Below are 13,063 nucleotides of genomic sequence, written 5' to 3'. Positions count from 1 at the left end.
CCGCCCATTGCGTGCTGGGCAAAAACTATTACAACAACAAAAGGAGCTACCTATGAAACGTCGCCAGATACTGGCTGCTGCGGGTGTCGGCATTGCAGCCGGGGCATTGGTCGGGTGCAAGGAGGAGGCCGGCGCCAATGCCGCCAGACCTGCCGAAGAGGCCAAATCGTTCACCTGGAAAATGGTCACCTCTTGGCCGAAGAACTTCCCCGGCGTGGGTGTGGGCGCCGAGCGCTTCGCCAAGCTGGTCGAACAGATGAGCAACGGCCGCCTGAAGGTCAAGGTCTACGCCGCCGGTGAACTGGTGCCGGCTCTGGAAGTGTTCGATGCGGTATCGCGCGGCACTGCCGAGATGGGCCACGGCGCCCCCTACTACTGGAAAGGCAAGGTGCCGGCCGCACAGTTCTTCTGCGCCCTGCCATTCGGCCCCAACGCCCAGGAAATGAACGCCTGGCTGCACTACGGCGGCGGCATCCAGCTCTGGGAAGAGGTCTACAAGCCCTACGGCGTGTTGCCGATGGCCTGTGGCGCCACCGGCGTACAGACCGCTGGCTGGTTCAACAAGGAAATCAACTCGGTCGATGATCTCAAGGGCCTGAAAATGCGCACCCCTGGCCTGGGCGGCGAAGTGCTGACCAGGGTCGGTGGCACCGTGGTCAACATGCCGGCTGGCGAGATATTCACTGCCCTGCAGACCGGCGCCATCGACGCTACCGAATGGATCGGCCCGTACAACGACCAGGCGCTGGGCCTGCACAAGGCGGCCAAGTACTACTACACGCCGGGTTGGCAGGAGCCGAACGTCACCTTCGAGCTGGACATCAACATCAAGGCCTGGGAAACCCTGCCGGCCGACCTGCAGGCTATCGTTCGCGCCGCGGCCCGTGACGTCAACGCCGACATGCTTGATGACTACAACGCCAAGAACATGGAGGCCATGGAGCAACTCAAGAAGGAGGGTGTCGATGTGCGCCGTCTGCCGGATGAAGTGCTCGCCAAGCTCAAGGAGGTGTCCGCCGGCGTAGTCGACGCTGCTGCTGCTGCCGATCCGGCTGCGCAGAAGGTCTGGCAGCAGCAGAAAGCCTACCTGGCGCGTTTGTACGAATACGCCGAGGCCAACGAGAAGGATATCTACGCGATTCGTTGATGGGCTGATTAAGGCAAAAGCGGCCGTTCATTCGTGGGAGAGGCTTTAGCCTCGATTGTGCCTGGCTAGGCGTAAAGAGCTCGCGGCTAAAGCCGCTCCCACGAGACCGCGAACGGCCGTTTTCGCCATCTAACAAACAATCAGAGCCGATAAAAACTGCCGCGAAATTAATGCCGCAGAAATGACAACGCCGGCTCAGCGCCGGCGTTGTCATTTCTGCGTCCCGTGATCAGGGACGCTTGCGATTGCTGATCATGGTGCCGTTACCGACATCGGTGAAGATCTCCAGCAGCACCGCATTCGGCACGCGGCCGTCGATGATGTGCGAGCTGGTCACGCCACCCTGTACCGCTTCCAGCGCACATTTGATCTTCGGCAGCATGCCGCCGTAGATGGTGCCATCAGCGATCAGCTCGTTAACCTGCTCGGTGCTCAGACCGGTGAGTACTTCTCCCTGCTTGTCCATCAGGCCGGCGATGTTGGTCAGCAGCATCAGCTTTTCGGCTTTCAGCGCTTCGGCGACTTTGCCAGCCACCAGGTCGGCGTTGATGTTGTAGGACTCACCTTTCGGGCCCACGCCAATCGGCGCGATCACGGGAATGAAGTCACCCTTGGCCAGCATGTTCAGCAGGTCGGTATTCACCCCGGTGACTTCACCGACATGACCGATATCGATGATTTCCGGCTGGGTCATTTCCGGTGTTTGCCGGCTGACGGTGAGCTTGCGCGCGCGGATCAGCTCGGCATCCTTACCCGTCAGGCCGATGGCGCTGCCGCCATGACGGTTGATCAGGTTGACGATGTCCTTGTTGACCTGGCCGCCGAGCACCATTTCCACTACATCCATGGTCGCGGCATCGGTGACGCGCATGCCATCGATGAAGTGGCTTTCGATGCTCAGGCGTTTGAGCAGATCACCGATCTGCGGGCCGCCGCCGTGTACCACCACCGGGTTGATGCCGACCGCCTTCATCAGCACGATGTCGCGCGCGAAGCCTTCCTTGAGGTCGTCACTTTCCATGGCGTTGCCGCCGTATTTGATCACCAGGGTCTTGCCAACGAAGCGACGGATGTACGGCAGTGCTTCGGACAGAACCTTGGCGACGTTGGTGGCGGCTTCACGCTCTAGGGTCATGCGGGGCTCCAGTGCTGGACAGGTCAGAACGGTAGTTGGACGTCAGGGGCAACGTTGTGCATCTGCGAGCGGAACAGTTCCTGGATCCGCTCGAGCTCGGCCTGGCTTTCCGCTTCGAAGCGCAGCACCAGAACCGGCGTGGTGTTGGAGGCGCGTACCAAGCCCCAACCTTTCGGGTAGTCGACGCGTACACCATCGAGGGTGGTCACACTGCCTTCGCCCCACTGGCCTTCACGCTGCAGGCGTTCGATGATCGGGAACTTGGTCTGCTCGGTGACCTGCACGTTGATTTCCGGTGTCGACACGTCGTTGGGGAACGCGGCGAATACTTGCTCGGCGGTGCGTTTGTCCTGGCTGAGAATCTCCAGCAGACGGGCGGCCGAATAGATGCCGTCGTCGAAACCGAACCAGCGCTCCTTGAAGAACACATGGCCGCTCATTTCACCGGCCAACAGGGCGCCGGTTTCCTTCATCTTCTTCTTGATCAGCGAGTGGCCGGTTTTCCACATTACCGGGCGGCCACCGTAACCGCTGATCAGCGGAGTCAGGCGACGGGTGCATTTGACGTCGAAGATGATGTCGGCGCCCGGATTACGCGATACCACGTCCTTGGCGAACAGCATCAGCAGGCGGTCCGGGTAGACGATGGTGCCGGTGTTGGTCACTACGCCCACGCGATCACCGTCGCCGTCAAAGGCCAGGCCGATATCGGCGTTCTCTTCCTTGACCTTGGCGATCAGGTCGACCAGGTTCTCGGGTTTACCCGGGTCCGGGTGATGGTTGGGGAAGTTGCCGTCGACGTCGCAGTACAGCGGGATCACCTTGCAGCCGAGGGCTTCGATCAGCTGCGGAGCGATAACCCCGGCGGCGCCGTTGCCGCAATCAACTACCACGCGCAGTGGCTTGGCCATGGCGATGTCGCTGCGGATCTGCTCCAGATAGCGCGGCAGCAGGTCGACGGACTCTACGCTGCCTTCACCGCTGCTCAGGTCGTTGGTGTCGATGCGGGTCTTCAGGGCTTGAATCTGTTCGTTGGCCAGGGTGTCGCCAGCGATGACGATCTTGAAGCCGTTGTAGTCCGGCGGGTTATGGCTGCCGGTGAGCATCACCGCGGTCTTGCCGGCCAACACGTGGGCGGCGTAGTAGACCACCGGAGTCGGCACCATGCCGACATCGCTGACCTGGCAGCCGCTGTCGGCGAGGCCCTGAATCAGCTGCTCCACCAGGCTTGGGCCGGACAGGCGACCGTCACGGCCAACGGAGACGTTCGGCTCGCCTTCGGCAAGACTCTGCGAGCCGATGGCACGGCCGATCCAGTATGCGGTTTCCGGGGTCAGGCCTGCGCCTACCACACCACGGATGTCATAGGCTCGGAAGATGTCTGCTGGGAGTTTCGGGGCTTGCGGCGCGGTCATGATCGGTGTCTGCTCCAGTCCCAGGAGATCCTGGTCGTCGTCGAGGATGTCGATATCGAGAATATCGGTGTCTTGAAACAGCGGATTTACAAGATCCGCTGGCTTGGCTGCGACGCGACTACTGGGTGTTTCACTGGCGACGGGGGCCGGGCGGGTGGCCACGGGTTCCTGGGCGCGACGGGGCAGTCGGCTGAGGCTCTGTGCCAGGTTATGCAGGGCGGGCAGGCTCAAGCTGAAGGCTTTGACGGCTTTGCCCGCAGAGAGTTCTTTCACCAGCTCGGCCAATTGCGCGGCGTCGCGATCCACGCGCTGTTGCAGGCGGCGGCTGACCACATAAATTCCGGCCAGCGCTCCGAGCAGCGCGACTAGCAGGGCAAGGCCCAGCAGCGTCGGCGACAGGCCGGTGGCGCCAAGCCCAGCGGCCGGTGTGAAGTTCAGCGTCCAATGCGGGTTGCCGGTGGCGAATGGCTGCGCCGTGCCCTCGGCCTGGCCACGCTGGATCAGTACCTGGGCCGCGCCAGCGTCGAAGCGCTGCACCAGCTGGATTTGCCCGACATCGGCCGGCAGTGGCGGCAGGTTGCCCAGCACTCGATTGAGGTCGACCGCCAGCAGCAGGGTGCCGGCCATCGGCTGTTTATCGTCCTGGCGCACCGGCGCCACGCTGTAGGCCAGCCAGCGCTCGCCGACTTTATAGGCTTCCACTGCCGGCGCCTGGCCGGCTTCGAGGCGGCGCAGCAGATCCAGCGCGGCGAAGTTCATCGGCGCGCTGCGCGAGCTGTCCGGCACCGCCTGGCCTGGCAGGTTGAGCTGGGCATCGACCACGCCGCCCCAGTAGCGCAGGCCGCTCTCGGCGTCGCGCAACTGCGCTTCATCGCCGCTTTGCAGCGCTTGTGAGAGCACCGGGTTGCGTGCCGCGGCGAGGGTGTCGGCGCTGAGCTGCTTGAGCGCCTGCTGCAGGCTGGCGGCCTGGCTGCTGCCCCAGGCTTGGCTGAGCTGTTGTTGCTGCAGCTGCTGAGCCGGGCTGACAGCGGTGAACCACAGGATGGCGCCGGCCAGGGCCACGCCAAAGACTGCGACGATTGCGCCGGGCAGCAGATCGGCAGGTACCTTTTGCTTGGCCTGCGGGTTGCCTTGCGATTCGCCAGGGCGTTCTTCCTTGGGCGCGCGTTTGAAGCCTTTCATCCGACGTCTCCTGGCGATGTGGGGTGTATCAGTGGCTGCCCGAGTGACCGAAGCCGCCGGCGCCGCGCTCGCTGTCGTCGAATTCCTCGACCACTTCGAAGCGTGCCTGTACTACCGGGACCAGCACCAGCTGGGCGATGCGTTCACCTATGGCCATCTTGAAAGCGGTATTGCCGCGGTTCCAGCACGACACCATCAGCTCGCCCTGGTAGTCGGAGTCGATCAGGCCGACCAGATTGCCGAGCACGATGCCATGTTTGTGGCCCAGCCCCGAGCGCGGCAGGATCAACGCAGCCAGGCCAGGGTTGGCGACATGCACGGCCAGGCCGGTAGGAATCAGCACCGTTTGGCCCGGCTCCAGAGTCAGGTCTTCCTTAAGCATGGCACGCAGATCAAGGCCTGCCGAACCTGGTGTGGCGTAGGCGGGCATCGGGAAGTCGGTACCGAGGCGGGGGTCGAGAATCTTGGCTTGTAGGGCGTGCATGGGGCGATCAGGTTTTCCGTACAGATGAATGTCAGGGTTTGGTCTGTTGCGCAGCGATAAAGCTCATCAGTTGGCGGGCAATCTTGCCCTTGCTGGTCTGCGCGAAGCTGCTCTGCTGCAGCCCGCGATCAATGATGGTGATCGCGTTGTCCTCGCTGTTGAAGCCGATGCTGGGGTTGGCCACATCGTTGGCGACTATCAGGTCGAGGTTCTTGTCCTTAAGCTTGCGCGAGGCGTACTCCAGCAGGTTCTCGGTCTCGGCGGCGAAACCGACGCTGAACGGGCGGTCTTCGCGGTGCGCCAGGGTGGCGAGGATGTCCGGGTTGCGGACCATCTGCAACAGCATGCCGTCACCGCTGTTGGGGTCTTTCTTCAATTTGTGCTGGGCGACAACTTCCGGCCGGTAGTCGGCCACCGCCGCCGCGGCGATCAGGATGTCGCAGGGCATTGCGGCTTCGCAGGCGGCGAGCATGTCGCGGGCGCTGACCACGTCGATGCGGTTCACTCGATCCGGCGTTGGCAGGTGCACCGGGCCGCTGATCAGGGTGACCTTGGCGCCGGCTTCCACCGCTGCTTCGGCGAGGGCGAAACCCATCTTGCCGGAGCTGTGGTTGGTGATGTAGCGCACCGGGTCGATGTTCTCCTGGGTCGGGCCAGCGGTGATCAGCACATGTTTGCCGGTCAGTGCCTGATGCTCGAAGCAGTCGGCGGCGAGCTGCGCCAGGTCGTCGGCTTCGAGCATGCGGCCAAGGCCCACATCGCCACAGGCCTGGCTTCCGGACGCCGGGCCGAACATTTTCAGGCCGCGGCTGCGCAGCAGCTCGACGTTGGCCAGGGTCGCTGGGTCGCGCCACATCGCCTGGTTCATCGCCGGCGCCAGGGCGACAGGTGCGTCGGTGGCCAGCACCAAGGTGGTCAGCAGGTCATCAGCCACGCCTTGTGCCAGGCGCGCCATCAGGTCGGCGGTGGCGGGCGCGATCAGTACCAGATCCGCCCAGCGCGCCAGTTCGATATGACCCATGGCAGCTTCAGCCGCCGGGTCGAGCAGATCCAGGTGCACCGGGTGACCGGACAGCGCCTGCAGGGTCAGCGGGGTAATGAACTCGCGCCCACCGTGGGTCATGACCACGCGCACTTCAGCGCCCTGATCCTTGAGTCGGCGGACCAGTTCCGCGCTCTTGTAGGCGGCAATGCCGCCACCCACGCCGAGAATGATGCGTTTGCGATACAGCCGCTGCATAGCTCTGCCTTTGTCGTGTGCCGTTACAGATGCAGGTTGCCGATGCCTCCCCAGCCCCGGCGCCCCGCGAAAAACCGGGCTACGATAGCACAGCGGCAGCAGTGGAGCAGCGCCGCGCCGGGCTGTGCGGTTAGCGGTGAAAGTGAACGCTGAGGCGAACGGACAAGGAGTGTCTCTATGAGTATTCGTGAGTGGCCCGCGGCAGAGCGCCCGCGGGAAAAATTACTGGCCCAGGGCGCGGCCAGCCTGACCGACGCCGAGCTGCTGGCGATCTTTCTAAGAACCGGCGTGGTGGGGCAGAGTGCGGTGGACCTGGCGCGGCACCTGCTCGCCGACTTCGGCAGCTTGCGAGAGTTGCTACAAGCGGATCTGCCGTCGTTCAGCCAGCGTCTTGGCCTTGGCCCCGCCAAGTTCGCGCAGTTGCAGGCGGTGCTGGAAATGGCCCGCCGGCACCTTGCCGAACAGTTGCGTCGCGATTCGGCGCTGGAAAGCCCGCAGGCGGTGCGTGACTACCTCAAGGCGCTGCTACGCCATGAGCCCCATGAAGTGTTCGGCTGCCTGTTTCTCGATGCCAAGCATCGCGTGCTGGCGTTCGAAGCGCTGTTTCAGGGCTCCATCGACAGTGCTAGCGTCTATCCCCGTCAGGTGGTCAAGCGCGCGTTGGCGCATAACGCCGCGGCGCTGATTCTTACCCACAATCATCCCTCTGGCGTCGCCGAGCCAAGTCAGGCCGACAAGGTGCTGACCCAGCGCCTGAAGGAGGCGCTGGCGCTGGTCGAGGTGCGTGTCCTCGACCATTTCATCGTCGGTGACGGTGAGCCACTGTCGATGGCCGAGCATGGCTGGATGTAATGTGGTGATGAGGTACACCGCCGCGTTATCAGTTCAGGGCTTTACGCTGACCTTGGAAAAGTCCTGGCGGCCGAACGGGCTCACGCTGTAGCCCTCGACGCCCTTGCGGGTCAGTGCGTAGGCAGTCGGATGGGCGAGCGGCAGCCACAACGCCTGCTGCTGAATGATCGCCTGGGCATCCTTATAAAGTGCAGTGCGTTTGCTCTGGTCGCTGAGCGTTTTGCCGTCGGCGATTAGCTTGTCGAGTTTGGCATCGCAGAAGCGCGCGAAGTTCAGACCGGACTCCACCGAGGCACAGGAAAACTGCGGGGTCAGGAAGTTGTCCGGATCGCCGTTGTCACCGGCCCAGCCCATGAACAGCAGATCATGCTCGCCCGCTTTGGCGCGGCGAATCAGCTCGCCCCACTCGATCACGCGGATCTCTGCCTTGATGCCGACCTTGGCCAAGTCGGCCTGCAGTAGTTGTGCACCGAGGCTCGGGTTGGGGTTGAGCAGGCTGCCTGAGGGGCGCGTCCAGATCGTGGTGCTGAAGCCGTCAGCCAGCCCAGCTTCCGCCAGCAGTTCGCGGGCCTTCTGCGGGTCGTGGGCGTAGCCCGGCAGCTCGCTGGCGTAGCTCCAGGTGTTTGGCGGGTACGGACCACTGGCCGGCTCGGCGCTGCCCTCGAACACGGCCTTGAGGTAGCTGGCCTTGTCGAATGCCAGGTTGATCGCCTGGCGCACGGCTGGCTTGTCCAGCGGTGCATGCTGGCTGTTGATGGCGACGAAGGCGGTCATAAAGGCAGCGGTCTTCACGCTGGCCAGGTCGGCATCCTTGGCGGCGGCCTCGACATCCATGGGCTTGGGCGACAGGGCAATTTGGCATTCGCCACGGCGCAGGCGCTGCAGGCGCACGTTGGCATCCGGGGTGATGGCGTACACCAGATTGTCGACCTTCGGCTTGCCGGCGAAGTAGTCGGCGTTGGCCGTGTAGCGTACGGCGGCATCTTTCTGGAAGCGTTTGAAGATGAACGGGCCGGTGCCGATCGGCTGGCTATTGAGCTTCTCCGGTGTGCTGGCCCTGAGCAGCTGGTCGGCGTATTCGGCGGAATAGATGGAGGCGAAGCCCATGCTCAGCGTGGCGAGAAAGGTCGCATCCGGCTTGTTGAGGGTGATGCGTACGGTATGGGCGTCGACTTTCTCCACCGCCTTGATCAGCGCAGGCCATTGCATGGACTGGGCGTGTGGATAACCGCTGGTGGCGGTTTTGTGCCATGGGTGGTTGGGGTCGAGCATGCGTTGGAAGCTGAACAGCACGTCGTCGGCTTCCAGCGTCCGGCGAGTGGGTTTGAAGTAGTCGGTGCGGTGGAACAACACGTCCGGGCGCAGGGTGAAGGTGTAGGTCAGGCCGTCATCGGAAATCTTCCAGCTGCTGGCCAGGCTGGGCAGCAGTTTGCCGCTGGCGGCGTCGAACTCGACCAGGCGGTTCATCAGCACGTCGGCCGAGGCATTGGTGGTGGTCAGCGAGTTGTACTGCACCACATCGAACCCGTCCGGGCTGGCTTCGGTGCAAACGCTGAGGATGGCGGCCTGGGCGAACACCGGGGCGATGAGCAGCGGCAAAAGGGCGAGACGCATGAGAAACTCCTGAGCGGTGTGGCGCGCATCCGGCGGGCCGTCAGATGGAAAACGCAGACTGATGGTGGGTCGCGTTGACGCGTGAACAGACACTAAGCGATAAATTGCGGGTGAACAACGTATCCTGGTGACGAGCGGTCACTGCCCGGTGCGGCCCATGGCTGGCGCCTGAGCACCGAATAGGCGCAGATTTAAACGATACTCGCGCTTGTTGCTATGGGGGCTTTCTGGTATAAAGCAGCGCTCTTTTCTAGGGGCCCGGCTGCTTGATTGCGATCTATCACCGGTAAGACCCTGAAGAAACGCGGCGCCCAGCGCCGAAAAACAGAGATTAAGCGGCCAACCCATGCCGGGTTGGGCATGAGGTTTTAGAGGGCTGAGGTATGTCGAGAGTCTGTCAAGTTACCGGTAAGGGTCCGGTAACCGGGAATAACATTTCCCACGCAAACAACAAAACCCGTCGTCGTTTCCTGCCGAACCTGCAGCATCACCGCTTCTGGGTCGAGTCTGAAAACCGCTTCGTACGTCTGCGTCTTACCGCTAAAGGTATGCGCATCATCGACAAGCGTGGTATTGACGTAGTTCTGGCCGAGCTTCGTGCTCGCGGCGAAAAGGTTTAAGGAGACTGTCATGCGTGAATTGATCCGTTTGGTGTCCAGTGCCGGTACCGGCCACTTCTACACCACCGACAAGAACAAGCGCACTACCCCGGACAAGATCGAGATCAAGAAATACGATCCGGTCGTCCGTAAGCACGTTGCGTACAAGGAAGCCAAGATCAAGTAATTGATCGGCTGACTGGAAAAAGCCCGCCCTATGGCGGGCTTTTTCATGCCTGGGGTTTGGCTGGCGCCCTGAGTTTTTTCAGGGCGCGGGTTGCAGGGTCAGGGTGCTGCGTGTGTTAGCGCTGACGTCTTCAGCGCTCAGGTGCTGCGGCACGTACTCACCATCGATGAAGCGCCGTGCCTGGTCGCTGTAGTGACGGTCGAAGGGTACACCGCTCTGGCCGACCGGATTGATGCCCAAGCTGGTGCTGGCGTCCGCCAAGTCGACCAGGCGCCGCGTCGATGGCCCGTAACCGACTGGCCAGGGTGCTGCGCCAATGCGATGCGACAGGTTGTTCGGTGTTTCATGACCGCCCGGTGCTGCTTGCGGGCCGACATTGAGCAGCATATCCAGCGGCCATTGCACGCCCAGCGGATGCTGGTGGGTGAGGGTATGTGCCTGGCCCCATTGCCATTTCGTGGTGTCTTCGCCGAGCGTTTTCTGCAGGTGCAGCACGGTTGCTCGCCAGGCCTCAGCGACTGCCTCGGCGCGGCTGCGTGCCTGGCCATTGGCTCGCGTCCACCAGGGCGACTGCGGGTCGGCGGTGAGGCGCGGCAGGGCGCTGTCGATCATCCGTGTCGACAGCAACTGCTCGAAGGCCTGGGCGCCAAGGCGCGGCGCTAGAGTGGCGCGGCTCAGTTCGTAGGTGAGCTGGTTGAACAGGATTGCCGGCACTGACTCCAGCGGATGATCGCCGCTCCAGGCCGCGAGGGATTCGACCAGCGCTCGCTCCTGCTCGTTTGCCGCTGCCGCGCGCAGTTCATCGAGAATCGGTGCCAGCAACTGCGGTCCGTAGGCGGTGCCGGTTTCCAGCTGCAGTGCCTGGCTGTTGTGCAGATCCCAGCGCACTTCTGGATCCGCCAGGTGCTGGTTTAGGCGCTGGCCACGTTCTGGCGGATTGTAATAGCCGGGAATCTCGATGCCACTGGCAGCCAGCGGCTGAAAATTGGCCGAGACGATATAGCCGCGCGGCGGGTTCTCTTCCTGCGGGTTGGCGCTGAAGGGGTAGAAACCGAGCTTGTCGGCCGCCTCACTGCTGCCATCGAGGATGAATGCGGGATTTACCCCGGTCGGGCGTATCGGCAGCTTCGCCGCGGCCCACCAGGCGATGTCGCCACCGGCGTTGGCCCACACCAGATTGAGGCCCGGCGCATGAATGCGTTCGGCGGCGGCGCGGCCTTTTTCCAGGGTGTTGGCACGGTTCAGGCGATAAAAGGCTTCGAGCAGCGGGTTCTCGGTCTGTAGAAAGGTCCACCACATGGCGATTGGCGTGGCGCCGCCGTTGTCGCCCAGGGCATCGTTGATGATCGGGCCGTGGGGCGAGCGCCGTAGCAGCAGAGTCACCGGTTCGCCATCCTTGACCCTGATGATTTCCTGGCGTTGCTGCAGGTCGACCCAGCCGCCCTTGTACCAAACCTGCTCGGGGTTATCCGGGTTGCTGCGCTCGGCGATTAGGTCCATGTCGTCGTTCTGGAACATGGTCAGGGTCCAGGCGAAATCCCGGTTGTGGCCGAGAAAAGCTACTGGCGTCGCCGGCTGATGATGGCCGTAGAGCTCGAAGCCCGGGTACTTGAGGTGCGCTTCGTACCACACCGAGGGCACGGAGAAACGGATGTGCGGGTCGCCGGCCAGCAGCGGTTTGCCGTTGGCGGTGCGGGCGCCGGAAATCGCCCAGGCGTTGCTGCCCTCGAACTGTGGCATGCCGCTGTCGACCAGCGCGTCACGGCTCAGCGCAGCGAGCCTGTCGAGCGTCCGCCAGTCGTCGTTGCCTAGTGCGGTGTCGATCACGGCCTCCGGATGCCAGTCGATATCGAAGATTGTCAGGTAGTCGGCGCCCAGCTCATTGCGGATGCGGGTCAGCAGCGGCTCGCTGCGCAGCGCAGCGGCAAAGCTGTAGGCCAGGTAGCCGGCGATGGACAGGGTGTCGGCAGGGGTGAAAGGGCGCTTCTCGATGCCCAGCAGGTCAAACTCCAGCGGTGCCGGGCGGCTGTCTTGATACTGGTTGATGCCGTCGAGGTAGGCGGCCAGCGCCTTGCCGTGGGGGCTATCGGGGGCCAGCTCGCGGGCCTGCTGGTCGGCGCGCTCGCGGATCTGCAGGGTGCGGAACAGGCGGTCGGTGGGCAGCAGCTTGGCGCCGAGAATCTCGGCCAGCTCGCCACGGGCCAGGCGGCGCAGCATCTCCATCTGGAACAGGCGATCCTGGGCCTGCACGAAGCCTAGCGCACGGTACATGTCGGCCTCGTTCTGCGCCTCTATGTGCGGTACGCCGCGCTCGTCGTAACGCACCAGAACTGGCTCACTGAGGTGCTGCAGCGCGAGCTCACCCTGGCGCGCCGGCTGTTTGCTGTGCAGGTACCAGGCGCCACCGCCAGCCGCCGTCAGCAGGACGACAGCCAGGGTGATGAGGATGCGTTTCATGCTGTCGTCCTTGATGCGCGTGGGCCGCCATGCTGCGGGCAATCAGCACGAACTGCAAGGCAGCTTGCTCAGGACGTGACGCGTCTCCGGATGGCCCGGTGCGCTACGCGATTAACGGCGCCTGGTAAGGCTGTCGTTATTTCGCCCAATCGCAGAAACAACCGTTGGCCAGGTTGTTGTCCGCGCGCACTTTTCGCCCGTCGAGCAACGCATCGAGCAGCGGCTCGACGAAGCTGTTGCCGGAGGTGCAGGTAAAACCGCTGCTGTAGGCGCCGAAGTAGGCCAGCTCGCCGTGCTTGTCCCAGATCGCCACGGCCGGGCTGGCTGGGAGGTTTTCACTGCCGTCAAGCCCGGCTAGTGGTTGCAAGGCGCTCAGCGCTTGCGGCAATTTCCCGACGCTGCCGGGTTTCTGCACCGAATAAAACTGCACGCCGCGCTCGGCGTAGCGCGTCAGCAGCTCGCCCAGATGCTGCTGGTTGCCGACGTTACAGGGGCAGGCGGGGTCCCAGAAATGCACCAGGCGAATCTCGCCAGGCCCGGCGAGCTCGGCTGGCAGGCGCAGCTCGCTGCCGGAGAACAGCGTGGTACGGTCATCGAAGGGGCGCAGGTAGCGGGCCTCGAACCACCAGAAAGCGGCGATCATGGCGACTATCCACAGTAGTGCGATGAGGCAGGCGAGGAGGATGGTGCGGCTGGAGCGGGCCATACCTACAGTTTCCGTTAGGCGATTCAATGGCTTGCCATGGCGGGC

General features: G+C 63.4%; 11 protein-coding genes. 4 read left to right on the top strand and 7 right to left on the bottom strand.

All coding sequences use genetic code 11. The features are described 5' to 3' along the window. Positions 1-52: 52 nt before the first annotated feature. The gene (locus tag BUC40_RS05310) at positions 53-1,147 is read left to right on the top strand and encodes a TRAP transporter substrate-binding protein (protein WP_073263292.1); all 1,095 of its coding nucleotides are present in this window, start codon (positions 53-55) and stop codon (positions 1,145-1,147) included. Between the two features lie 229 nt (positions 1,148-1,376). Here the strand turns inward: BUC40_RS05310 and argB are convergent, their stop codons facing one another. From argB to coaBC, 4 genes are all read right to left on the bottom strand, one after another. Continuing rightward, positions 1,377-2,282, bottom strand: a complete 906-nt coding sequence (argB, locus tag BUC40_RS05305; protein WP_073263289.1) for an acetylglutamate kinase — start codon at positions 2,280-2,282, stop codon at positions 1,377-1,379. A gap of 23 nt (positions 2,283-2,305) precedes the next feature. Next, entirely contained in the window at positions 2,306-3,697 is a 1,392-nt protein-coding gene (algC, locus tag BUC40_RS22990; protein WP_208605754.1) for a phosphomannomutase/phosphoglucomutase, read from the bottom strand. A gap of 1,210 nt (positions 3,698-4,907) precedes the next feature. Continuing rightward, the gene (gene dut / locus BUC40_RS05295; protein WP_073263285.1) at positions 4,908-5,363 is read right to left on the bottom strand and encodes a dUTP diphosphatase; all 456 of its coding nucleotides are present in this window, start codon (positions 5,361-5,363) and stop codon (positions 4,908-4,910) included. Between the two features lie 31 nt (positions 5,364-5,394). Next, positions 5,395-6,603 carry a bifunctional phosphopantothenoylcysteine decarboxylase/phosphopantothenate--cysteine ligase CoaBC gene (gene coaBC / locus BUC40_RS05290; protein WP_073263283.1) on the bottom strand — a complete coding sequence of 403 codons (1,209 nt, stop codon included), beginning with the start codon at positions 6,601-6,603 and terminating at the stop codon, positions 5,395-5,397. A gap of 177 nt (positions 6,604-6,780) precedes the next feature. On the opposite strand from coaBC, the gene radC reads away from it, so the two are divergent. After that, on the top strand, positions 6,781-7,455 hold the full coding sequence (gene radC / locus BUC40_RS05285) for a RadC family protein (protein ID WP_073263281.1): 675 nt from the start codon (positions 6,781-6,783) through the stop codon (positions 7,453-7,455). A 33-nt stretch (positions 7,456-7,488) separates the two neighbouring features. Here the strand turns inward: radC and BUC40_RS05280 are convergent, their stop codons facing one another. Beyond that, a complete protein-coding gene (locus BUC40_RS05280; protein ID WP_073263279.1) occupies positions 7,489-9,069 on the bottom strand; it encodes an ABC transporter substrate-binding protein in 1,581 nt (526 codons plus the stop codon). 383 nt (positions 9,070-9,452) lie between these two features. Here BUC40_RS05280 and rpmB point away from each other — a divergent pair, with 383 nt between their 5' ends. Together rpmB and rpmG are read left to right on the top strand one after the other, a co-directional pair. Continuing rightward, entirely contained in the window at positions 9,453-9,689 is a 237-nt protein-coding gene (gene rpmB / locus BUC40_RS05275; protein WP_042553582.1) for a 50S ribosomal protein L28, read from the top strand. A 10-nt stretch (positions 9,690-9,699) separates the two neighbouring features. Continuing rightward, positions 9,700-9,855 (top strand): 50S ribosomal protein L33, encoded by a 156-nt coding sequence (rpmG, locus tag BUC40_RS05270; protein ID WP_013793373.1) that lies wholly within the window; start codon positions 9,700-9,702, stop codon positions 9,853-9,855. Positions 9,856-9,933: 78 nt separating this feature from the next. On the opposite strand, the gene BUC40_RS05265 is transcribed toward rpmG, so the two are convergent. Both BUC40_RS05265 and BUC40_RS05260 read right to left on the bottom strand, forming a co-directional pair. Next, positions 9,934-12,312 carry a penicillin acylase family protein gene (locus BUC40_RS05265; protein ID WP_073263277.1) on the bottom strand — a complete coding sequence of 793 codons (2,379 nt, stop codon included), beginning with the start codon at positions 12,310-12,312 and terminating at the stop codon, positions 9,934-9,936. 136 nt (positions 12,313-12,448) lie between these two features. Then, the gene (locus tag BUC40_RS05260; protein ID WP_073263275.1) at positions 12,449-13,018 is read right to left on the bottom strand and encodes a DUF6436 domain-containing protein; all 570 of its coding nucleotides are present in this window, start codon (positions 13,016-13,018) and stop codon (positions 12,449-12,451) included. Positions 13,019-13,063 lie beyond the last annotated feature (45 nt).

This window comes from Phytopseudomonas punonensis (assembly GCF_900142655.1).
Classification (GTDB): domain Bacteria; phylum Pseudomonadota; class Gammaproteobacteria; order Pseudomonadales; family Pseudomonadaceae; genus Aquipseudomonas; species Aquipseudomonas punonensis.
The sequence above is the reverse complement of the archived record's forward strand: the minus strand, read 5'-3'. Positions and strand labels throughout refer to the sequence as shown.